The 23,241-nt window shown below is 44.5% G+C and carries 14 protein-coding genes; 8 read left to right on the top strand and 6 right to left on the bottom strand.

Annotation, left to right across the window (positions count from 1 at the left end; all coding sequences use genetic code 11):
- The first annotated feature begins 9 nt into the window (after positions 1-9).
- Positions 10-3,144: an efflux RND transporter permease subunit gene (locus BGP76_RS14550; RefSeq protein WP_119845220.1), complete on the top strand. Its 3,135-nt coding sequence runs from the start codon at positions 10-12 to the stop codon at positions 3,142-3,144.
- A gap of 85 nt (positions 3,145-3,229) precedes the next feature.
- On the opposite strand, the gene BGP76_RS14545 is transcribed toward BGP76_RS14550, so the two are convergent.
- Positions 3,230-4,666 (bottom strand): hypothetical protein, encoded by a 1,437-nt coding sequence (locus BGP76_RS14545; RefSeq protein ID WP_139280949.1) that lies wholly within the window; start codon positions 4,664-4,666, stop codon positions 3,230-3,232.
- Positions 4,667-4,672: 6 nt separating this feature from the next.
- A complete protein-coding gene (locus tag BGP76_RS14540) occupies positions 4,673-6,796 on the bottom strand; it encodes a hypothetical protein (protein WP_119845219.1) in 2,124 nt (707 codons plus the stop codon).
- Between the two features lie 174 nt (positions 6,797-6,970).
- Here BGP76_RS14540 and BGP76_RS14535 point away from each other — a divergent pair, with 174 nt between their 5' ends.
- Positions 6,971-7,930: a phosphate/phosphite/phosphonate ABC transporter substrate-binding protein gene (locus BGP76_RS14535; RefSeq protein ID WP_158584286.1), complete on the top strand. Its 960-nt coding sequence runs from the start codon at positions 6,971-6,973 to the stop codon at positions 7,928-7,930.
- Between the two features lie 36 nt (positions 7,931-7,966).
- Here BGP76_RS14535 and BGP76_RS14530 read toward each other — a convergent pair whose 3' ends face one another.
- The 3 genes from BGP76_RS14530 to ppk1 all read right to left on the bottom strand — a co-directional run bounded on the left by BGP76_RS14530 (position 7,967) and on the right by ppk1 (position 14,688).
- Positions 7,967-12,082 carry a T9SS type A sorting domain-containing protein gene (locus tag BGP76_RS14530; protein WP_119845218.1) on the bottom strand — a complete coding sequence of 1,372 codons (4,116 nt, stop codon included), beginning with the start codon at positions 12,080-12,082 and terminating at the stop codon, positions 7,967-7,969.
- Entirely contained in the window at positions 12,075-12,473 is a 399-nt protein-coding gene (locus BGP76_RS14525; RefSeq protein ID WP_119845217.1) for a hypothetical protein, read from the bottom strand. Before BGP76_RS14525 ends, BGP76_RS14530 begins: the two co-directional genes overlap by 8 nt.
- A 127-nt stretch (positions 12,474-12,600) precedes the next feature.
- Positions 12,601-14,688 carry a polyphosphate kinase 1 gene (ppk1, locus tag BGP76_RS14520; RefSeq protein WP_073121555.1) on the bottom strand — a complete coding sequence of 696 codons (2,088 nt, stop codon included), beginning with the start codon at positions 14,686-14,688 and terminating at the stop codon, positions 12,601-12,603.
- A 232-nt stretch (positions 14,689-14,920) separates the two neighbouring features.
- On the opposite strand from ppk1, the gene BGP76_RS14515 reads away from it, so the two are divergent.
- Genes BGP76_RS14515 through BGP76_RS14505 form a run of 3 tightly spaced genes read left to right on the top strand, consistent with a single transcriptional unit; the run spans position 14,921 to position 19,904 of the window.
- A complete protein-coding gene (locus BGP76_RS14515) occupies positions 14,921-17,314 on the top strand; it encodes a TonB-dependent receptor (protein WP_255416142.1) in 2,394 nt (797 codons plus the stop codon).
- A gap of 33 nt (positions 17,315-17,347) precedes the next feature.
- Entirely contained in the window at positions 17,348-18,580 is a 1,233-nt protein-coding gene (locus BGP76_RS14510; RefSeq protein ID WP_255416141.1) for a DUF4374 domain-containing protein, read from the top strand.
- Between the two features lie 46 nt (positions 18,581-18,626).
- Positions 18,627-19,904 (top strand): PepSY domain-containing protein, encoded by a 1,278-nt coding sequence (locus BGP76_RS14505; protein WP_255416140.1) that lies wholly within the window; start codon positions 18,627-18,629, stop codon positions 19,902-19,904.
- A gap of 251 nt (positions 19,905-20,155) precedes the next feature.
- Here the strand turns inward: BGP76_RS14505 and BGP76_RS14500 are convergent, their stop codons facing one another.
- Complete coding sequence (locus BGP76_RS14500; RefSeq protein ID WP_119845213.1) at positions 20,156-20,731, bottom strand: DNA-3-methyladenine glycosylase I; 576 nt, start codon at positions 20,729-20,731, stop codon at positions 20,156-20,158.
- A gap of 89 nt (positions 20,732-20,820) precedes the next feature.
- Here BGP76_RS14500 and BGP76_RS14495 point away from each other — a divergent pair, with 89 nt between their 5' ends.
- The 3 genes from BGP76_RS14495 to BGP76_RS14485 all read left to right on the top strand — a co-directional run bounded on the left by BGP76_RS14495 (position 20,821) and on the right by BGP76_RS14485 (position 23,203).
- Positions 20,821-21,966, top strand: coding sequence for a hypothetical protein (locus tag BGP76_RS14495; RefSeq protein ID WP_147407480.1), 1,146 nt, complete (start codon positions 20,821-20,823; stop codon positions 21,964-21,966).
- Between the two features lie 72 nt (positions 21,967-22,038).
- On the top strand, positions 22,039-22,638 hold the full coding sequence (locus tag BGP76_RS14490; protein WP_119845211.1) for a peroxiredoxin-like family protein: 600 nt from the start codon (positions 22,039-22,041) through the stop codon (positions 22,636-22,638).
- Between the two features lie 10 nt (positions 22,639-22,648).
- Positions 22,649-23,203, top strand: coding sequence for an EF-hand domain-containing protein (locus BGP76_RS14485; RefSeq protein ID WP_119845210.1), 555 nt, complete (start codon positions 22,649-22,651; stop codon positions 23,201-23,203).
- Positions 23,204-23,241: the final 38 nt, after the last annotated feature.

Genomic DNA, 23,241 nt, shown 5'->3' with positions numbered 1-23,241 from the left:
TACTGAAACATGAATATTGCAGAATTTTCGATCAAAAGACCGTCATTCATCCTCGTGATCTTTTTGCTCACGTCGATCGCGGGGCTTTTGTCATTCAACAAAATCGGCTATGAACTCCTCCCAGAGATGTCTCGCCCTACCTTGACGATCACGACCATCTATCCTGGAGCGGCACCCTCAGAAGTAGAGTCCTCGGTCTCCAAAAAAATAGAAGACGCCATCTCCGAATTGGACAATCTCGATGAGATCAATTCCAAGTCCCTCGAGAGCGCCTCGATCGTGATTGTCAACTTCAAAAGTGGAACAGATCTAGACCTGATGATGCAAGATGCACAACGTGAAATCAACAACGTCATCAGTGATCTACCAGACGATGCAGAGAACCCATCGATCTCCAAAATCTCGCCCAACGATCTGCCCATCTTGCAGATCAGTGCGACTTCCAACATGGACGGCAAGTACTTCTATGCCCAGATGGATGACAAACTCATCCCTCAGCTCCAGCAGCTCAAAGGAGTCGCATCGATAGACATACTAGGAGGAGAGCAGCGCACCATCAGCGTGAGCGTAGATCCCGAAAAACTTACGTACTACAATTTGTCCCTACTGCAGGTCACTCGATCGATCTCTTATGCCAATTTGGATTTCCCTACAGGGAAAGTCAAAGGAAACGGAGAAGCGGTGACGGTACGGATCTCGGGCAAATTCGCCAATGTAGAGGAAATCCGAGAGCTCATCGTCTCGACCACCGAAGACGGCGGAACCGTACGGCTCAAAGACCTCGCAAGAGTCACCGACGACATAGCAGATGCCGAAAGTATCGCCCGACTCAATGGAAAAAGTGCCATCCTACTTCGCATCAAAAAACAAGGAGATGCAAACACGGTAGAAGTATCCGAATCCGTACTCGCCAAACTCGAAGAACTAGAAGCGCATTACGACAAACAGGACCTCCACTTTGCCGTCGCACAAAACGACGCAGAATTCACGCTCGAAGCGGTCAATGCCGTCCTTCACGACTTAGAGATCGCCATTATACTCGTTGCGGTAGTGATGCTACTCTTCTTACACAGTTTTAGAAACGCACTGATCGTCATGATCGCTGTACCTGCGTCCTTACTTGCGACAGTTGCCTTTATGTTCGCCATGGGATACACATTCAACCTCATGACCCTACTCGCCATGTCGCTCGTGATTGGTATCCTCGTGGACGACTCGATTGTAGTGTTGGAAAACATCTACCGGCACATGGAAATGGGCAAGTCTCCCAAAAAAGCCGCCATCGATGGTATCGCAGAGATTGGATTGACAGCAGTGTCTATTACTTTGGTGATTGTCATCGTGTTTATCCCTGTGACCATGGTCGAGTCCTTTGTCGCAGATATTTTCCGTCAGTTTTCGTGGACAATCGTTGTAGCGACCTTGTTCAGTCTCTTGGTCTCTTTCACGTTGATTCCATGGCTGATGTCCAAGTTTTCTAAAATCACTCACCTCAATCCAAAAAACCCATTTCAATGGATCTTGATCCAATTCGAATCAGGACTGACCTGGATCAACGATGGATACAACAATTCCCTGAAATGGATCATGAACAAAAAATGGGTCCTCTTTGCTATCCTCCTCGCTCTATTTGGTATGACAGGATGGATAGGAAGTCTGGGAGTGATCGGATCAGAGACTTTCTCATCTGGAGACAAAGGTGAATTCAAACTCAACCTCGAATACAGCAAAGTCACCAGTATAGAAGCCAATAATCTCCGTACTCGTGAAATTGAAAACTGGATCGCCTCCAAACCAGAGGTCAAGATGATCTTGACCAACGTAGGCGGGCCCTCTTCTGGAATCGGAGGCACAGGACTCGGAGACCCTTACAAGTCTGAGCTCAATGTCATATTGGATCAAGAACAATTCAAAAATGTGAACACTGAGGCATATATGATCGAAACAATGAACCAAATCAGAGCGCAATATGCAGGTGTCAAAGTAGGTGTTTCGTTGGTAGGCATGGTCAACATGGGGACTGCACCAATCGACGTATCTGTCGTAGGCGAAAACTACGACGAAGTGATAGAGGTAGCGCATCGCGTCAAAGATATGATCGAACATACACCAGGAGCCAATGACGTCAATGTATCCGTAGAAACCGGCGTGCCCGAAGTAGAAATCAAAATCGATCGGGACAAACTCTCCATGCTCGGACTAGATGTCGCCACAGTCGGTGCTACACTACAAAATTCGCTTCAAGGCAATGACGACAATGAGTACCGAGAGGACGGTCTAGAATACCCCATCATGGTACAACTCACCAAGTTTGATCGCAAAAATGCCGAGGATGTCAAGCAGATTCCTTTCATCAACACCAAAGGTCAGCTAATCACCCTGAGTCAGTTTGCCGAAGTGAATCAAAGTGCATCAGCCTCTATGCTGGAACGAAAAGATAGAATCAAATCAGTCGGCGTTACAGCCTTTGCACTGGGAGTACCGGTCGGCAATGTCACCCGGTCTATCCAACAACAAATGGCTGCTGCTGATTTTCCTGAGACTGTGAGTTTCGTATGGGGTGGAGATGTCAAAAACCAAGAGGAAAGTTTCGGTGCGTTAGGTGGTGCTTTTGGCATTTCTCTATTGCTGATCTACTTCATCTTAGTCGCACTCTACGACAATTTCGTCTACCCGCTCGTGGTACTACTTTCCATACCTGTAGCCGTGATCGGTGCGATGCTTGCCCTAGGTTTGTCAGTCTCGACGATGAGTATATTCACCATCCTAGGTATGATTATGCTCCTAGGGCTTGTCGCCAAAAATGCTATTCTGATTGTGGACTTTGCCATCAAGCTCAAAGGAGATGGCCTATCCACTCGTGATGCTGTCGTACAAGCAGGCAACGATCGATTGAGGCCAATCTTGATGACAACCATCGCCATGGTGATTGCGATGATTCCCATTGCAATCGCCGCAGGTGCTGGTGCCGAGTGGAAAAACGCCATGGCTTGGGTGCTCATCGGTGGACTGATGTCCTCTCTCTGCCTGACGATCTATCTTGTCCCTGTAGCCTTCGAGATCGCAGACAAAGCCACGGCATGGGTACAATCCAAAACAAAAACAACTACTTCAAGTTCAGTAAAAAGCGTCGAACCCGCTTAACCAGGTTCATTATTTCTTTCACGATAGCATGCGGTAGACGACTGCATGCTATCTATTTCTCTTTTCTCGCTAGAGCAAAAATCATTTAGCCAAACTTATAAAACGGAAGAGAGAAGCCCACCAAAAAGCGCCAACGCTCCCACAGCACATCAACTCTTTCGTCTGGGTTAGAATTATCCCCTGGCAGATTTACAATCTTTCCAATAGACTGAGTTCCTCTGGAATAAGTAGTACCTAGGGTCACCTCTATTTTATTGAAGTTCAGCATAAAACCACCCCCATAGTGGTAGATGTTGGCCGTGAAAACCGAGTTATCAAAATTATCTGTGACTACACCTGATATACCTGTTTCGGGCTGATCCAGCGTAGAATAATCAGACGCTACACTCATAAAACCTTTCAGTCGCTTGACCAAACTCAATTCCAACCCCACGCCCCAGTTGATGACCGAATTTCGCTCATCGTAGAGCCTGTCCTTGACTTCAAGTTTTTCTTCTCCGTCCAACAAGTAATCAGGAACCTTCTGCGCATAAAATGGTGCTGGCACCATGACAGCATAGCGGCTGACCTTGTCAAACCACTCAGCACTCACATGCACCTTGACAGGGCCAAAATCATACGCAGAACCAATACCAATAGAAAATGGCGTTCGGTATTTCACATCCACGTCACTGGTAGTGTTTTTCATCAAACGACCATCATCGTCATATTCTCCGTCCTCATCAAAATCAAACCCACTCAGTACTTCATCATACTCTGTGCCTCCGCTCGTTTTGAATACGAGATAAGGAGACGTGACCGTGATCCCAAGGCTAAAGTTCTTTGTTTCATAATTTCCCGCAGCCTTGAGGACGATACTAGATGCACTAAATTTCTTAATGCGCGTCCTTTCAAAAGACGCTACGGCACTACTATCATTACTCAGTCCATCTTGAAATAAAGTGTATGATCTTTTCTGATTGAACACAGAGTAAAAACCTGAAAAACCAACACTAAATCGATCCGAAATAGCGTAGGCCCAACTACCTCCCATCCAATCATCCTTGACGGTCTTGTTCACATTAAAATCTATGTACAAGGTCTCCTCACCCAGCCATGTATCATTGAACTCATACACCATCTCAGAGCGCGTACCTAAATTGTAATCTACCTGCTGCCTAGACAAAAACGCATAAGCAAATTTATGATTAGGCAAAAACGGCACTTCAAAACTCCCAGCAGCCAACGTCGGCGCATTCCCAAAGGAAGACTCATTGAGGTCAGCCTTTTGTACGCCGTCCTTAACCCCCAGCGTAATTAACTGATACGCCTGCGCACTAATCAAAAAACTCGGATCATCCTGCAATGCTAAGCGAGCAGGGTTATAAAAAGTAGCGCCTAGATCATCGACGCTACCGATGACATTGCCACCGAGTAGCATAGATTTGTTTCCGAATTGTTCCGTCCAGTAGTGAGCATCTTGCCCATAGACAGTCACTATGGCAAGCCACATTACACAGATCGTTAGGTTGATTTTTTTCATAGGTTCTTATCTACGGCCTCTGCTCATACCACCACCAGCAGGCCGAGACCGCTGATAGGTTTGTGCTCTTTGCGTGCCCCGTTGTCTGTTTTGATAACTTTGATTCATTTGTCCATTCGACGGACGTTGCGAAGGTGCTGACCACCCATTGTTGCTACGCTGCTGCCACCCATCACTTGATCTCTTGTACACATTGCCTTTCTTATCGCCATATACATCGTTATTTCCTCTGCCAGCCCCAGTAGTCGCAGGCCGAGTTTCAGGTCTATTGGCTGGTCTAGTAGCTGGGGGTGTCGTTCTACCTGGTTGAGCCGTCGGTCTCGTGCGGTTTCCTGATTGTGCGACATCTTGACGGTGATTATAAAGGTTGTTGCCGCGAGGTACAGTCGCAGGTCTCGTGTCTGGTCGATGCTGTGTTCCTCCTCCTGGTCGATTGCCTCCGCCAGCAGGAGGTCTGTTGCCATGTGGGGGACGCTGATAAGGAGGCCTGTGATGCGGTGGACGATAATATGGCGGCCTATAGTATGGAGGGCCATACCAGCCTCTGCCACCATACCAACCACCGTATCCTACACCAAAACCTACACTCCAACCCGCATAAGTAGAATAGTGTACCGAAAAGCCATAGGTCACAGGACGTGGATAATAGTAGCGCCCATACCAACCAGGATAATAAAAGCCGGTACCATAAATAATAGTAGAACCATACACATAGCAGCCTACATAACCTGGCGTATAGCCCACATAGATTACCTCAGGTGTGCTCTCATAGATATACACATACTTCACATTATAGTTCGGGTTCTCAGATGGCAACTTGTCTATGTCAACGGGCCTCACGTCAGATACGACCCATGGCCCAGTGGCATTTTGTGAATTGAACCAAACGGCATTGTCACAGAGAAAGTAAACATCCTTGGACTTGAAAACTGAACTCGCCGTATTCACTCCATAGGACAAACTCGTTCCCTCTATTTCTTTGAATATCGGATCTCCATCGTACGTCACACTAGCCGTGGCGGTCTTGCGATCAATAGCAGCTGTCTGTGGAATATTCGCATCTAGCACAGCCTCTCGTGCTGCTGCTGTACCAGGTACGCTCGCTAGTACGTCTCCTTTAGATGACTCCTCAGGGATATTTTTGAACTCTTTAGAAATCTGATCCGCTGGCACATAAGCCCATACACCATCCAATGACTCAGTTCTGAACCATCGACCTGAGATCAGTAGATAAAAGTCCTGAGTCTCCACTTCCATAAAAAGATCTGCGGATGTATTATCCACATACATCAGTCCACTACTCGGAATAGGGACCCAATCCATCTCACCTTCGGTCACAATCAATTCAGTAGGAACTGTCACCACGATAATTTCTGGGTCTTGCTTTTTGTCCTCAGATTCAGAGATCGTATCATCTGCAGTTTTATTGTATTTTTTTTCTGTAGCACTGAGGCTCGTCGGTGGATTTTTGATTCTACTCCATTTACCCTTTAACAAATCGTCCGTTTTGTACCAATCATTACCTCCGTAGAGAAAAAATTTCTCCTTCTTTCTGAGGAGAAAAACTGGCGTATTGACCAGTTGATCATAACCCTTTTCCAATTCATTGTATTTGGGATCACCGTCTATCATCACCAGTACGGCGGGTTGAGATCTAAATAAAATAGTAGGGGCTTGATGCTGAAAATCGTCTGTAACCTGTCCCTCCACCTCTTCCAAAGTCGCCAACAAGCCATCCAAAGGGAAGGTCAAATGCCAATTAGGAATCTCTGATTCGAGAAAAGCTTTAAATTTTTGAATCTTAAGAGAATCTACTGCATCTGGAAAACGAACATCTCGTACCTCCGCTGAGGTGAGGGTAACCATTCTTTCTTCTCGGTCAACCTGTAGGTAACTCGTCACCCACATCACCCCAAAGGTCGGTGCAGCAGCTTCGGTGGTCTTAACTGAAAATGCTGCTCTCGACTGGAGCACATCATCTTTTAGGGATTCGGACTGGGGTTGGTAGATGACAATTTTTCCCTTGTCAGTCTCTATCACCTTGGGGAAAAACGAATAATCACTCTCCTGCGCCACAACTGAACCCAGCAAGCCAAAGACTATGGCGATCAAAACGGAATAATTTTTCATAGCAAAATTGTTTAGGAGCAGAGTCCTGCCCGCCTAAAATTAATCATAAGTCTAAGACAACAGTAACCATGCCATAGGGCTTACACCAATTTAGTTTGAATTTGATCGTTTTTCTTTTATCATCGCAGCGATTTACTAGACCTTTTTAGATTCTAACCTTAACCGATCGAAACAGTGAACTCGAGATCATTTACACATGGAGCTGTATTGCTCATACTTTCCCTTGTCAATGCCTGTAGCTCCAATACACCCTCAGCGACACAAAGTGAACAGCACATCGAACAAAAAACAACTGTCACACAACAGCAAGAAAAACCCGAGAACAACCGTAATCTAGGCTCTACTGAGTACCCGCTTAAAATCTATCTAACTCCATCTCGAACCAGTGAGCTCGTAGAAAAAACTGGTGCTACCCTAGTATCTTTCCTAGAAAAAGAAACTGGGCTAAACTTTGCACTACATGTCCCAGAGAGCTACGAGGAGATGATAGATGCTTTTGCCTCCCAATACGGAGATATCGCCATGATGAATTCGGCGAGCTACATCAAAGCCAACCAACTCTATGGCGCTACTGCCAAACTAAGAGCGGTACGATATGGCAAGTCCAATTATTTTGGACAGATAGTCGCGAATACTAATAGTGGTGTTTTGAGTCTATCTGATCTGAACGGAAAATCCATCGCCTATACGGATTCTCTATCTGCATCTGGATACCTCTTTCCAAAACACATCTTAGAGCAGCAGGGTATTTTGCCTGGTCACATGGCTTTTGCTGGGACACATGATCGTGTCATCAAAATGGTATACAAAGGAATCGCAGATGCTGGCGCAACTTTCTACTCTGAACCCTCTAGTGATGGTGAGATTCGTGATGCACGTTCGCGCCTTGTCAAAGAATACCCAGATGTCGCAGACAAAGTAAAAATTATAGAAGTTACCGAGCCAATACCTAATGATCCTGTCGTATTCGGTCAGCACATCAGCAAGGATATTTACTACCCTGTTTCGTTGGGTATTATCAAGTTTTTGGAAACCGAAGAGGGAAAAGCAGCAATGAGTGATTTGTACTCTATAGAAGGGTATGTACGCTGCAAAGACTCAGATTATGATGGCTTGCGAGCGGTTCTGAATTGAACACGCTCACAAGCCTCCAAACCTTAATTGAACCTATTAATTAATCAGGACCTTTTGGACCTGCAGAGTTTCTCCTTTATCCGTTTTGAAGTTCATGAGGTACATTCCTTTTTTGATCGTAGTATGAGTCAGATCTAGTCTAAGTTGCCCTGACTCAAGATCGCTAGACGACACCTCTTCCCTCACTACAAGCTGACCAGAGGTGTTGCGCAACTCTATAGTCAGCGCACTTCGTATAGGCTCTTCCCATTGTAGGTTAATCATTCGATCCGTCACTGGATTAGGATATACCAAAATAGATGACGATACCGTATTCGAGCTAGTTCCTAAAACTTCCTCCGCCTGTATCACCAAATTGTCTATTGCCCAACCCCAGCCATTGACAGACGCGTTGCTATTCAATCGAAAACGGATCAAGACCTCATCTCCAGCCTGAAAATGATCTGTCAACACAATGCTTTGCGCTCTATAGTTATCAACAGTTGGAAAAGAAGTCGTCCCAAACAAACTGTTCCAGGCTTCATCCATAGACGCATCAAACCTCTCTGATATCTCTACCCAAGTCTTGCCATCTAATGAAGCTTCTACTACGGCATAGTCATTAGCAGGTTCAACAATCACAACCTGATCAAACTCGACCTTGTTGAGCTCGGGATCAGACGAGACAATGATTGGGCTACTTAGTGTGTAGACATAGTTAGCATTGTCTTCATAGCCATCTAAAGTCACAATAGACCTACTTCCCAAGCCAAAATTAACAATGGTAAAGCCAACTCCAGAAAAATCACTGGATGTCGTTTCAAAGTCATTCGAATAACTATCAACAGGCTCGCCATAACTCAATACTTCTGGTGTAGAGTATTGAGAAACATATTTTTGACCTCCGCTATAAGCAATCACAGCAATTTCAGAACCTGTAGCCAATGGCTCATCCGACACATATTCATAACTGCCCAAAGTCTTCGCTGCCTTATCCGTGTACACCAGTTCTCCTCCAATAGTTACTTTAACAGAGTCAACATCCATTTCTAGATTATAGTTTACACTAGGACTGCCATCTAACGAGAACCCTACATAAGTAATGACGGGATTGAAACCCTGTGTGGGTAGTTCATCTATGGTCACTGACCATATTCCTCTACCATGCGTCCCGACAACCACTTGGTCATCTATATTTCTCAACTCCCAAACGGATACCGCTGGAATATCACCGTCGAGCATGTGCCAAGATGCACCAGCATCAGTCGATTCGAAGATACCGATTTCAGTTCCTGCCCAAATCGTAGTGGTCACATGCGGCATCACTAGAAGGTCATACACTGCCACATCAGGAAAGCCATTAGTACTCACAGCTCCAGTTCCAAACCCAGATAAATCAACCCAGGTCTGACCCAAATCTTCTGTCTTTAGAATTTTTGGCCCTTTGGCAAAGGAATAAATAACATATGCCGTAGAGTCTTCTGTAGGATGTGTCGCTAGACCTGAAATCTGCCCCAACGTCACTTCATCGTAATTGCTCGTCGCAGCAAAAGTTTCTCCCCTATCTATCGATACATGCAAGCTTTCGCTGTCCGTCATGGCTCCTCCAGCCCAAACGATATTGTTATTGGCTCTAGAGATTTTTACATCCATAAAAGTCCTCAGAGCCCACTGCTCACTAATAGCACTAAGGCTCCATCTTCCTCCAAAATTAGTAGATTTCCATACTCCGCTAGCACCAACTGCATAGACCAAATCTGGGTCTGATTTTACATTTTCAATTTTTGTATTGAATGGGGCGTTCGTCTCATCCGAGTCACTAAGCCCTGTAGTCGCGTTAGAAAAAGTAGCTCCTCCATCACTCGATTTTTCTATTGCATTATAGTAGACAGAAGTCAACAATAAGTCTGCGTTCTTATAATTCCAAGCAACACCGAAACCATCGCCTCCATTTGCTCTTGCATATAAAGACGTAGGACTGCCCTCATCATTTTCTTGTGACATCCAAGATCCGTTATCCTGAGCACCTGCAACGTATCTACTCTCTCCTCCCATCTTATCCACAGCATAGAACTGAGTCGTATTAAAGCCGAGCCCTGAGAAGGTCCAATCTCCCTCTTCAAACCCAGGGTTTGTTCCTACTGCTGTTTTGTACAAGCCACCATCACCTGTCAAGATGATTTGGAACTCTTGGGCAGTAGCATCAGAAATGACAGCAGTCAAACTATGGTTGTCAGGGTGTACCCCTTCGGTAGCCGTAGCTCCTTGTGTCTGTGAAAAACTATTTTTACCACCATTCTCCCCGTATGCATCTGTGATCACATCACGCTTTTTGTATCTCTTGACCAACTGACCATAATAAAGTTCAAAAGTAGAAGTAGGCAAATTCGTATCGTCCCATGTAGCTCCCTCTACCAAGAATGGCCAGAAGAAATACATGTCTTGAAACTCATGGCCACCATTGACCGCAATACTCGAATTAGCAGCAGCCCCATCATAGTTGACTTTGTGTACATAAAGATATTCTCTAGACTGGACTGAAGCATCACCCTCAGAATTTTGTGCTAACAAATTGAATTTTCCGTCTCCCTGTTGATCACGGAACGAAACCATGAGTTGTTGGTCATTGTCCGTGTCCCACACTTCAAATGGTACATCGACATAATCCTGATAACTGTAATCCCCAGCACCCACACCAGATGTTGCACCCTCTGGTACTTCGAATCGGTGAGCCTTTTGACTCAGGCCAGCTCCAAAACGAATCTCTATCGAAACAAACTCAGACGCATCAATAGACCCAAGAGCTATTTTGTTTCCATATACTTGTCCACTATCAAAATTAACCAGTCCCATAAATGCATCCGTGCCGTTTTCATTGGCACCAATAAACTGCGGTTCACCTTCGATCTGCCCGTCTTGGATAGTAAACAAAAACAAATTCACTCCTCCGACATACACTTTGTCCTTATCAAAAGGGTGTGCCAAGACCGTATTGTCATACCATCCCTGCCCACCCAAGAACTCTAAATCTTCACCATCCTTTTCTGTCAATATAGACCAATTGGCTCCTGCATCATCACTTAAATATAAATCAGCTCCTGTCCCTGACACATCACCAACCACCGAAGCAAATAACCTGTTTGGGTCTACAGGGGATACTGCTATCTCGAGACGGCCATTAGGTAAAAGCCCCTTGCTGCTACTGACCCATGTATCTCCTGCATCAAGGGATTTATAAACACCTACTCCTCGTACGGATACATATTGCGTATTAAAATCACTAGGGTCTGCGACGATTTGCTGAGCATATCCTTCAGTGCTGAGTACTTTCGTCCAGTTAGCACCCCCATCCGTAGACTTCAAAACACCTGAATTAAAAAATTTGGCATACAATGGGTCATTGCTGTTCGCAACTAGCAATACATTTTCGTCCTGAGGGTCAACGATCAAACGGTTGACCATTTGAAAATTATCATTGGCAGCAGTGGCTGCTATTTGTTCCCATGTCTCTCCTCTATCAGTGGATTTATAGATCCCACTTCCTTTAATCATTCCTCCAGATGCTCCCCAGCCTTCACCTGTACCTGCGTACAGCACATCGTGATTAGATGGTGCCATGACCATGCATGAGATCGCAAGATTGGTCAAACCTGTAGACTTATTCGTCCAAGACTGTCCTCCATCTATTGTTTTCCAAATACCGCCACCAACAGCTCCAGCGATCCATACGTCCGCATCATCTGGATCTATCACTACCGCTCTTGTTCTACCTGGTACATTGCCCGGCCCTCTCTCATCAAAATCATAACCAGCAACGGCCTTTGTTCTAGCCTTTGACAAAGTTAGGCTGCTCTGTACTTTAGCCTTAGTTAACTCGACCTGCTGATAGTTTGATCCATATCCTGTCGTCGTTTGTCCTTCTCTTGTCATCAACGCATTTTTCAGCAGGATATACTGGCTTGGCTTATCACTTTTTTTGTAGCCTTCTTTTTTATGCTTAGCCACTTTGGCCTCATGTTCCTCCTGCCATTTTTCATGACCCGTTTTGGAATCGCTCTGATCACTACTGACAACTATGGTAGTAACTGGCGCTAGCTTCACAGTCTGCCAAATGCCAATCAGGGCAATAAAAGCAACTATGCTAATTATGGTTATTGTAGAAGTTTTATTCATTGTTATTCGGGTTATATGTTGTTTTAACTTTCTTTTTCAGGTCATACTTATAGGTAAAGTTCGGGTTAGATGCTTCTATAATTCCTGGGGTATCTTTATATACTATCTCATCAGCATTAAGCCACTTGACATAGCCATCCTTGACTGTTCTTTGATAGAGGATGGCCTCTGATTCTTTATCCCAAACTAAAAATGTAGTCATCAAGAGGCCCTCTCTATCTTCTTCTGAAAAAACAAGAATGTAAGTTTCGTCCTGATTAGGGAAAGTTTGAAAATCATCACCCAAGTGTTGTTTAACGACCTCTTGAAAAGTCGATTGATCAGACTTTTGAGCTGGGCGACAGGAAAAAAGAGTCAACAAGAAAAGTGGTAAATAAATGATTGGTTTCATGCTACTAATAGATATAATGAGTTACAAGAAATTCAAAAATAGAATTATTTTAATATAAATACGCTTCGATTAAAATAATTCCACTCTATACCAACACTTTACATTCAATACCACAGAATATTCTGCGCTAGCCCATATCCTCCCAACGTTTGATGATCGAGTAAGTATCCATTTGAGCATTATAGAGGCGCTGACCCTGCTTGACCTTGATTGGGATGTTATTGATGTTTTGGTCTAGCATCACCGCTTTGGTATTGTCCTTTAGCTGTACTCGGAGTAGTTCTTTGACTTGATTTCGGAGCTCTTTGTCCTTGATCGGGAATTTCACCTCTATGCGACCTTTGAGGTTACGCTTCATCCAGTCGGCAGAACCCATGAAGAGTTCATCTTTCCCGTCATTGTGAAACCAAATGATACGCCCGTGCTCCAAAAACCGCCCAACAATTCGGCGAATCGTGATGTTCTCACTCATCCCTGGTACTCCAGGAATGAGGCAGCAGATACTGCGGATGATCATATCAATTTTCACTCCTGCACGGCTCGCTTCGTAAAGCTTGTCTATCATACCTTTTTCTTCGAGATTATTCAGTTTGATGATGATATAAGCTTCTTTACCCTGACGCGCATTCGCTATCTCACGATCGATACGAGAGACAAATCCATCGATGATGTTGAACTGAGACACCAAAAGACTTTTAAACGCTCCCGGATCTTTTCTCTTGTACAGATATTTAAACAAGTCATCAAGCTCTTCACCCATTTCTTTGTCACAGGTGAGCAAACCGTGGTCCGCATACATCGAGGCTGTTTTCTCGTTTAGGTTTCCTGTCCCAAAAAAGCAATAATTCTTGATCATCCCTGTCTCAGTCTTCTTTTTGACCAAAGCGACCTTAGCATGTACTTTCAATCCAGGAATACTGTAGATGATCTTGACACCTGCTTTTTGCATGCGCTCTGCCCACCTTAGGTTATTCTCCTCATCGAATCGCGCTTTAAGTTCCATAAATACAGTGACCTTCTTTTCATTTTTGGCAGCACTCATCAGTGCATTTCCGATCAATGAATCTGATGCCATTCGATAAAAGGTCACTTTGAGTTCACTCACGTGGGGGTCAATCGCCGCTTGATTGAAAAACTGCAAGATGTAATTATAGGTGTGATAGGGGAAATGCAGCATCTGATCCTTCTCATCTATCGCTGAAAAGATCGATCTATGCCTATCTATCCGCACATTACGCAAAGGTGTCATAGGTTCAAACTCAATCGATTTACCAATCGGGTTGGGCAGTTGAAAGAAATCAAACAAACTATGGTAGTGCCCCCCAGGCACGAGATCCTCATCCATTAGATCAAATGCACTTTTGAGATAACTCAATAAATCCGCAGAGGTAGTCGTGTCATATAAGAAACGAGCTGGAACACCTACATTCCTCCGTTCAATTTGCTTCTGAATTTTCTCCACAAGGTCTCCACTAAACTCGTCCTCAATATTCAAGTCTGCATCCTTGTTCATTTTGATGCTCTGACATTCGAGGATGTCATAATCTGGAAACACAAAATCCAGATTCATCCGAATGATGTCGTCCAAGAACATATAATGAAACTGAACATTAGGAGAGGGCAGTTGAAAAAATCTAGCAACCCGATTAGATGGAATATTCAAATAGGCAAAATCAATGTTACCTGAAAATTTGTTTTGAATCCGTAGCGCAAAATACAGCTCACGGTTGTTAAGAAACGGTTCTCGGCTAGAGTAGCCGAATATATAAGGCTGTAAAAACGACAGCACCTTTGTCTTGAAAAAGTAGAGACAAGCAGCTTTTTGGTCTTCATTCAGCAACTCAGGAGCAAGTATGAACACGCCATTTTTCTCCAACTCTACCAATACCTTCTTACGAAGCGTCTCACCAAACTCGATCATCTGATCTTGGACACGCGCATGGATATTGGTTAGAAGTGCCTTTGGGTCATACTCCAGTGCCTTGTTGATCTTTTTCTTATCCAACTTGATATAGTTGCGCAGGTTAGCTACCCGAACACGAAAAAATTCATCTTGGTTAGAGGAATAAATCGCAAGAAATTTGAGCCTCTCAAAAAGAGGAACATCATTGCTCTGCGCTTCTTTGAGCACGCGATAGTTGAATGTCAACCAACTCAAATCTCGGTCAAAGTATTTGTTCGTTACTTCTGTAGTGTCTAAAGTTTGCTCTTCCAAATGATAAGGGATTATAATATTATGGGTGAATTTATCGAAAAGACGATTGATAATAAACAATGCGAGATTATCATTTTATCAAGTTGCCAAACAAGCTTGATTTAATATACTGCTCTTAAAATTAGATGTCGAAACATTAAATTATTTAGTCTTATTCTAAATAAGGCTTTTCATTCTCATTGCTTAAGTTCATATTTGCATCTATTTATAACAAATCTAAATAATTCTGTTTTTGAGACGGTTAAGGATAGCAGTGAGTTGCCTGTGGTTGGTATTGTGTGTAGGGGAGGTCGCTTTAGGGCAAACATCTGATGGATCAATAGTATTTGGCAAGGTGAAATCAGCCGGAGGAGAGGCTCTGCTAGGTGTCACGATCATCATCGATCACGGTACGACCGGGACAATATCTGATGAGGATGGTCGCTTCGAGATCACCAATATTCCCGCTGGTACGCATACCCTGACGGCCCAATTTTTAGGGTTCGACAAGCAAACAAAAACGCTAACACTCAAACCCTCGCAAAAGACAGAAGTCAACTTTACTCTCAAAGAAAACACTGTAGAAATGAGTGCCATCGAAATCGAAGGAAAATCCATGGCACGAGAAATCAACGAACAGGCCTACTCAGTCACTGCCATTTCGGCCAAAGACCTACTCAATACAACTTCTGACGCACAGACCATGCTCAACCGAGTAGGGGGGGTACGCGTGATGCAAGACGGAGGACTTGGCTCTACGCTCAACTTTTCTCTCAATGGCTTTTCGGGTGATCAGGTCAAATTCTTCATGGACGGCATCCCAATGGACAACTTCGGTTCTTCGCTAAGTCTCAACAACATCCCCGTCAACATGATCGAACGCATCGAAGTGTACAAGGGGGTCGTCCCCGTATGGCTCGGTACCGATGCGCTCGGTGGAGCAGTCAACATCATCACCACCAGCAAGCGCAACTACATGGACATGTCCTACACCGTAGGCTCATTCAACACCCACCGGCTATCTCTCAATGGTGCCTATACCAACAAAAACACGGGATTTACAGTCCGTACCAATGTGATCGGCAACTACTCGGACAACAACTACAAAGTCTGGGCTCAAATCGTCGAAAACAACGCCATCATAGATACCACCAATGTAGAGCGCTTTCATGATCGCTACCGATCGGGGACACTCAGAATGGAAGCTGGTTTTGTCAACAAGCCTTACGCAGATCAGCTCCTGATCGGGGCGATCCTCTCTGGCAATGACCAGCAAGTACAGACAGGAACTACTATGGAAACGGTCTATGGCAAGATCATGCGAAACAGTCGGTCGGCTATTGCCACTTTGAAATATGCCAAACAAGATCTATTCGTCAAGGGATTAGACCTGAGTCTATACAGTGCCTACAATCGCACGCACAGTGAAGTCATCGATACACTCAGAGGCTACAATTACAATTGGCTGGGCGAGGCAATCCCTAATCCAGGAAAACTCGGAGAGTCGTCGCTGACCCAAAGCACGCTCGACGACCAAGAGCTATCGAGCCAGCTCAACCTTGGCTATGAGATAGGAGCAAAACAATCCTTGGCTCTCAACTATTCGTTGACACATTTTACACGTGAGACCTTTGACAAGGAAAATCCCAACCGCATTGCCAATCAGTTTCCCAATACCCAAACCAAACAGATCGTAGGGCTAGCTTACAAAATCGACCCAACGAAAAAATGGAGTGCCACGGTATTCGGCAAGTACTTCTTCTTAGGAGTCGAAAGCTCCAAACAGCTCGACTTTGGACTCTCCACACAGCGAACCGAAGCAGTAGAAAGTCACAAAAAGAACTTCGGGTACGGGATCGCATCCTCGTACTACGTACTTCCCAACCTAGAAGCCAAAGCCTCCTATGAACACACCTACCGTATGCCATGGGCCAACGAAATCTTCGGAGACGGGCTATTTGTGCAGCCCAACCCGGACATAGGCCCTGAGCAAAGCGACAATTTCAATTTTGGATTGGGTTATGATTTCAAACTCCGAGAAGTCAACAGGTTTCACTTAGAAAGTAGTTTGATCTATCGAAAATCCAAAGACCTCATCTACCAAGTAGTAAAAGGAGGCAATCCAGAAACCAACTATGCCAACCTCAGCGAAGCACGCAATATTGGGATCGAAGGAGGAGTCAAATACCAATGGAAAAACATCCTAAACCTCGGCGCAAGCATCACCTTCCAAAACATCACGGATCAAGCCGACTCTGTCTACAACGAATCCTACACCAACACGGGTTGGCAAAAAAACTACCAAAAGGGCTTTCGTCTGCCCAATACCCCCTACCTCTTTGGCAATGCCCATGCTGGACTGACCTTCAGTGATTGGATGCCGTCAGGCAGTTCTTTGAGTATCAACTACAACTTCAGCTATGTAGAGCAGTACTTCCTAGACTGGGCGGAGCTCGGGTCCAAGGACAACAAGAAAGTCATCCCAACCCAAACCGCACACAATGCCGAAATATCCTACGGTCTCAAAGAGGGCAAATACAACCTGACTCTAGAATGTCGCAACCTCGCCAACGCCCGATTGTACGATCGGTACTACCTACAAAAACCTGGAAGAGCTTTTTATCTCAAATTGAGATTCGTCCTCTAAACTGAGGGCAAGACGATGTATTAATTTTTAAAAATGAAACGTAATTATATGAATCTGATCAATCGTGCCAGACTACTGTCTTTGGCTATTGCAACATTGGTATCCGCGAGCATACTGAGCTCATGTGACGAAGGAGACGATGTCTCTCCAGCAAAAGGCGACTTTGCCTTGACTCTCTCTATCCAAGGAAGTGAAGGTGGTTTTACCTATTACACCGTTCCTTTTTTGGACGTGATGACCGGTACTCTGAGCGCTCAAAACACTGAAGCGATCGAGCAACCAGGATACTACGACTATACTCAAATCGATCGCACGCTCTATAGCATCGGTGGATTAGGTGCTACAGATGTACACAGCATCATCCAAAACGAAGATGAATCACTAAGCGAAGTAGGTTCCGCTACCTTTGCAAACAGTCTCTCGGATCTCGTGAGAGCCGATGACGACAACTTGCTCGCTGTATCACTCAGTAGCGAATCGGACCAAGTGGTTTTCTACACCATTGATAACAACACGATTTCTGTCAAAGAAACATTCTCTAGCCCTGCCTCCAACTTGACTACAGAGTATGTAGCAGCCTACTCTGGTCTCGCTGTGAGCGGAGACCACGTGTTCCTCAGCTACTACATCAGTGACCGAGACACCTACAACACCCCGTATACGGACAAAGCTCAAGTAGCAGTATATAGTTATCCAGAATTGGAATTCATCAAAGTAATCGAAGATGATCGCGTAGGTCCATTGGGTGGCTTCAATATCAAAGCAGGGCTATTCGCTGACGAAGATGGGAATATATACGGTGTGTCTCACTCTAACCCTGCCAACGGATACAGCCAATCTACCAAGCCCGCTGGTATCTTGAAAATCAACAAAGGAGAGACGGAATTTGATGCAGACTACTTCTTCGACGTGGCAGCTTTGACAGATGGAAAAACCATTTCTCACCTCAAATACCTGGGTGATGGCCGTGCTTTTGCTCAAATCAATCGTGATGAAAGAGCACAACAAGGCCGCTGGTCAGACAGTCCTTTGGAGACAGCAGTTGTCAATCTAGAAACGCCATCCGTAGCCTTCATCAGCGATGTGCCTGAGCACTCTGGAGATGGTCGTAGACTCGCTGTACTACACAACGGAGACTTTGTCTATCAGTGTATTCCAGAAGACACCGGGATCTATGTATACAAAATCGATACAAAAAACTTGACTGCCGAAAAAGGCGCATTGGTTGAAGCCAACTTCGTCGCTGGATTCTTCAGGTTCGATTGATAACAAACTTAGTAAGCCAATAGTCTCTCGACTATTGGCTTACTTTATGACCCTAATTACATTACCCATTGATGACAATCGTCCGATGAAAAACAAAAAAAGCACACTCCGCCAGCTAAATGATTGGTTACACCTCTGGCTAGGACTAGTTTCAGGTTTGGTTGTATTCATTGTCAGCATCACGGGCTGCATCTACGTTTACCACGACGAAATAGAGCGAGCGCTCGGTTCAGAGCCTTGGAAATATGTAGAAGTACAAGACAAAGAGTATATCCCGCCAAGTGTCGTTCTCGAAACCGCCATGGCACAGATGCCTAACAGCAAACCTACAGGGCTCACCTATGCCAATAAAGATGGAGCAGCAGCAGTCGGTTTTAGCAGTTTTACTGATGGTAAGCGCTCATTTACCGCCGTATTCGTCAATCCCTACACAGGCGAATTCATCAAAAAGCAGAAATTCCTCGGCAAGGACCACTTCAATTTCTTTCGCTTCATCCTCGACGGTCACCGTGCCCTATGGCTACCCTATGATATAGGCCGACCTATCGTTGGAGTTTGCACTTTGATCTTTCTCTTCTTGCTGGTCTCTGGTCTCATCATGTGGTGGCCCAAAAACCTAAAAAAATCCAACCTCAACAAAAGCTTCAAAATCAAATGGAAAGGCACGTTCAAACGGGTCAACTATGACCTACACAACGTACTAGGCTTCTACAGTCTATTGTTGGCTTTTGTGATTGCAGTCACAGGACTAGTTTGGAGTTTTGAGTGGTTCGAAGATGGCCTCTACTATGTGACCTCAGCTGGCGACAGCAAGCCAGGACATCACCACCCCCACTCGGACACTACACAGATAGATACTGCCACAGACAGTGTCTCGGTACTAGACTTGGCGTGGTACAAGGTCATGGCAGAAGAAAAAAATCAAATGGCGGGCATGTACATGACTCCTCGTATGGAAGATCCAGATGACGCCATTGAGATCATCGCCTACCAAGACGAAGGATCGTGGTTCAACAGAAACATATACTACTACGACCAGTATACACTGGAGCGCTTTCGGGTACAAGGAGACCGGTTCGATGAGGCCAATTTTGCGGATCAGCTCGATATGCTCAACCTAGACCTCCATATGGGCAGTGCTCTCGGGTTGACAGGCAAAACCATTGCCTTCTTCATCAGTTTGATCTGTGGAAGCTTACCGATCACGGGGTTGATCGTTTGGCTCAACAAAAAGAAAGCACCCGGCAAAAAGAAAAAAGCAAGCAAGGCATCCAAGAAAGGCAAGTTAGAAATTCGCGAAAACCTAAAGGAGCAACTCGTATAATCCATTGCAACAAAAAAACCTCAGACTGTAATCTGAGGTTTCAATTTCTTTAACGAAGAGGACAATTAGTGCTTCTCTTCTTTCTTGTTTGAGTTTCTGAAATCTATCAATGATACAGCCGCACCAAAAGCCGCCAAGCATACTACGATATTCACAAATAAATTTACTCCGTCTGTAACTGCTGGATTAAACATAGCTTTTTCTTTTTAATTACCTCTGCGAAGGTAATCAAGATTGCGCAATTGTCAATTTCATCCTTTCAAAAGTTCATGATAGCGGTAGCAATCCACCGTATGGTCGTTGACCAAACCAGTCGCTTGCATGTGCGCATACATGATCGTACTACCGACGAACTTGAACCCTCGCTTTTTGAGATCCTTGCTCAGTGCGTCAGATTCTGGAGTCGTAGCAGGCACCTCAGAGATCTGCTTCCAGTTGCCCACGATCACTTCCCCCTTGACAAATGACCAAATGTATTGGCTGAAGCTTCCAAATTCCTTTTGAACCTCTATAAACAAACGGGCATTGGTGACCACTGATTTGATCTTGAGTTTGTTTCGGACGATCCCCTCAAAACTGCGAAGCTCCTCCATTTTTTCATCCGTATAGGTAGCCACCTTCTGCACGTCAAAATCTGCAAAAGCTTGACGGTAGCCCTCGCGCTTTTTGATAATCGTACTCCAGCTCAACCCTGCCTGAGCACCCTCCAAAATCAAAAACTCAAAATGCACCTTATCATCATACACAGGTACTCCCCATTCTTCGTCATGGTATCTTTCGTAGGCCTCAAAAGAATCTCTTGCCCATTGGCATCTATTTTTACACATTCTGCTTTATTTAATCCTCTTTTCTATCGGCTAGTTAATCAATTTATCTAATTTTCAATTTGAACTAAAATACTTTGTCTTTGGGTTATATGTCAGAGAATAGGAACAAATTCTTACGGTGGGTCTTCTGCTTGCTTTTGCTTGTCATATATAACCACAGTAGCCAAGCGCAAATGGTCGGAGCGGCTGCCATGGACTTCAAGGAACTGACCTATAGAGACAATCTCCCCAAGTACCTTCTCTCTCGAAAATCCATTGTGCTACTTTCAACTCCTAGATCCGAAGAAGATCCACGGATCCGGTCGGATTGGAAAGAACTCTCTCGGTTTGTCCACAAGTATTTTAGACAAATGAAAATCGATCCTGTTGCCTACTTTTACATCGACGATGTCTTTAGCAACGTGGAAGCCAACCGTATCTTTACTGAACAGCTAGCAGCCCGCGAAATCAAGTATGTCATACTAGTAGATCAGAAACGCATAACCGGAAAACCCGAACCCACATACCAATACAAAATCACTGTGACTCCCTTTGATGACGAAAACACCTTTATTAGCCAAGGGCAAAATGCATGGAAAATTGAAGGTCAAGATTTAACCAAAATTCTCGTAGAGATGAACAAGGAGATTATCAGAGAAGAGATGGAAATGTCCAACTATCTCATTCCAGACTTTCCCGAGTTCTTTGCACAAGCAGATATCATCCAAGGTCGCAGGATACCTAGCTATGCCATGGATCTCAAAATAGAAACCCTCGTCGTACCACGGTTTCAGAAGTTCATCGTTCAGGACAGTAGCACTGTGGATCAGGCCTACCTCCAGCGAGTCGCAAAATTCAATCAGGAAATAGACCGAAAGAATCGAAAACTAGAACAGATTCTCTCTAGTTATAGCCCGCTCAAATACCAACTGACCGATGAGGTCACAGCACTGGCCATCTATAACGACGGTCATCAATTTGCACTCATGAGAGTCGATGGTACAGGCGAGATGATCAAAAAATCGCTGGGGTTCGAAACACAGCCCAAAGAAACAGACTACATCACACTCAAAGCCTCGGCAGTCGGCGCAGAAGTCTACCCACTACCTGTAGATGCAGTCGTGACGAAGTACTACGTCCAGCACGTCTTTACCAAAGATACATACGTCGGTCTCAAATGGGATGCGGATTTGACATGGGAAGAGTCCCTTCAAAACTTCATCTTTCATATGAAAGACGTCCTACGTATCAAGTAATACCCATTTTAAATCCGCCATCCAAATATTCACATAATAACGTATCTTACACCCAATCAGTAACAACATTCGATGAAAGACATTCGCACCCATCTACTCTTAGTATGCCTCATATTCTCCCTGTCGGGAGTGGTAGTGGCCCAAAAAGAATCTTCGAAATTCAAGAAAGGAGATCAAGCACCTAACTTTACGGGAGAGGATCAATTCGAAAAGCCTTTTGACCTTTCCAAGCAATTGAAAAAAGGACCTGTAGTCCTCATGTTTTATAGAGGCTACTGGTGTCCCTATTGCAACAAACAACTCTCACAGATGGAGGACTCGCTTGGCTTCATCTCTGAAAAAGGAGGCAGTGTCATAGCCGTCACTCCCGAAAAACCTGAATACATAGAAAAAACTATTGATAAAACTGATGCTTCCTTCAAAATCATCTATGATAAGGATCTCCAAATCATGAATACCTATGGTGTATCATACCAAATGGAGGAGGCGCTCGTTGGAAAATACAAAAAGAAATACGATCTTGATATGGTTGAGATTAACGGCTCTACTCAACCAAATCTACCCGTCCCCGCCACTTATATCATTGCCAGTGATGGCAGCATACTTTATGCTTTTTATGATCCCGATTACACAAAAAGAGCTACGGTAAAACAGATTCTTGAAAATCTATAATTAAGCAGTTATGTTAAGTCCAATTCAAATTCAGAAACAAACACATTTTTTTAAAGTCCTCGATTTTGATCGTAGCGGCACCATCGAGCGAGAGGATTTTGAGGCGATAGGAGAGAACCTATGCATCGTACGGGATTTCGACATTGATACCGAAGAGTACAATACGGTCATGAAGATGACCGAAACCATCTGGAACAGCTTACTCCCGTTTATAGATGGTGACCATGGTACACTAGAGCAATGGCTCAACTTCATGTCTTCATTGTTAGATCCTAAAAATGAAGAGACCTACAAAAAATATGTCCTCAATTTCACCTCTACGATCTTCAAACTATTTGATCTAAATGATGATGGATACATCTCTCAAAACGAATATATCGATCTATTCATCGGAATGAGAATCGAAGTGCGTTTTGCACCGAAAGCCTTCAAAAGCTTGGATGACAACAAAGACGGCAAAATCTCACACAATGAGATGATCAGATCAGTAGATCAGTTCATGCGAAGTAGCAAACCAGACGCACTTGGCAACTGGCTATTTGGTGGCTGGGATAGAGAAGAATAGTTCGTCAACCACAACCGTATCAAAAAATAACCAAGCAT

Origin of the sequence: Reichenbachiella sp. MSK19-1, from assembly GCF_003590315.1 — a bacterium.
Taxonomy (GTDB): Bacteria; Bacteroidota; Bacteroidia; order Cytophagales; family Cyclobacteriaceae; genus Reichenbachiella; species Reichenbachiella agariperforans.
Note: the sequence above shows the minus strand (reverse complement) of the source record. Positions and strands in the feature narration are given on the sequence as shown.

Coding starts and splice junctions, on each gene's coding strand:
- BGP76_RS14505 (WP_255416140.1), top strand. CDS start 18,627: ATGACCCTAATTACATTACCCATTGATGACAATCGTCCGATGAAAAAC.
- BGP76_RS14490 (WP_119845211.1), top strand. CDS start 22,039: ATGAAAGACATTCGCACCCATCTACTCTTAGTATGCCTCATATTCTCC.
- BGP76_RS14550 (WP_119845220.1), top strand. CDS start 10: ATGAATATTGCAGAATTTTCGATCAAAAGACCGTCATTCATCCTCGTG.
- BGP76_RS14485 (WP_119845210.1), top strand. CDS start 22,649: ATGTTAAGTCCAATTCAAATTCAGAAACAAACACATTTTTTTAAAGTC.
- BGP76_RS14530 (WP_119845218.1), bottom strand. CDS start 12,082: ATGAATAAAACTTCTACAATAACCATAATTAGCATAGTTGCTTTTATT.
- BGP76_RS14545 (WP_139280949.1), bottom strand. CDS start 4,666: ATGAAAAAAATCAACCTAACGATCTGTGTAATGTGGCTTGCCATAGTG.
- BGP76_RS14495 (WP_147407480.1), top strand. CDS start 20,821: ATGTCAGAGAATAGGAACAAATTCTTACGGTGGGTCTTCTGCTTGCTT.
- BGP76_RS14525 (WP_119845217.1), bottom strand. CDS start 12,473: ATGAAACCAATCATTTATTTACCACTTTTCTTGTTGACTCTTTTTTCC.
- BGP76_RS14510 (WP_255416141.1), top strand. CDS start 17,348: ATGAAACGTAATTATATGAATCTGATCAATCGTGCCAGACTACTGTCT.
- BGP76_RS14540 (WP_119845219.1), bottom strand. CDS start 6,796: ATGAAAAATTATTCCGTTTTGATCGCCATAGTCTTTGGCTTGCTGGGT.
- BGP76_RS14500 (WP_119845213.1), bottom strand. CDS start 20,731: ATGTGTAAAAATAGATGCCAATGGGCAAGAGATTCTTTTGAGGCCTAC.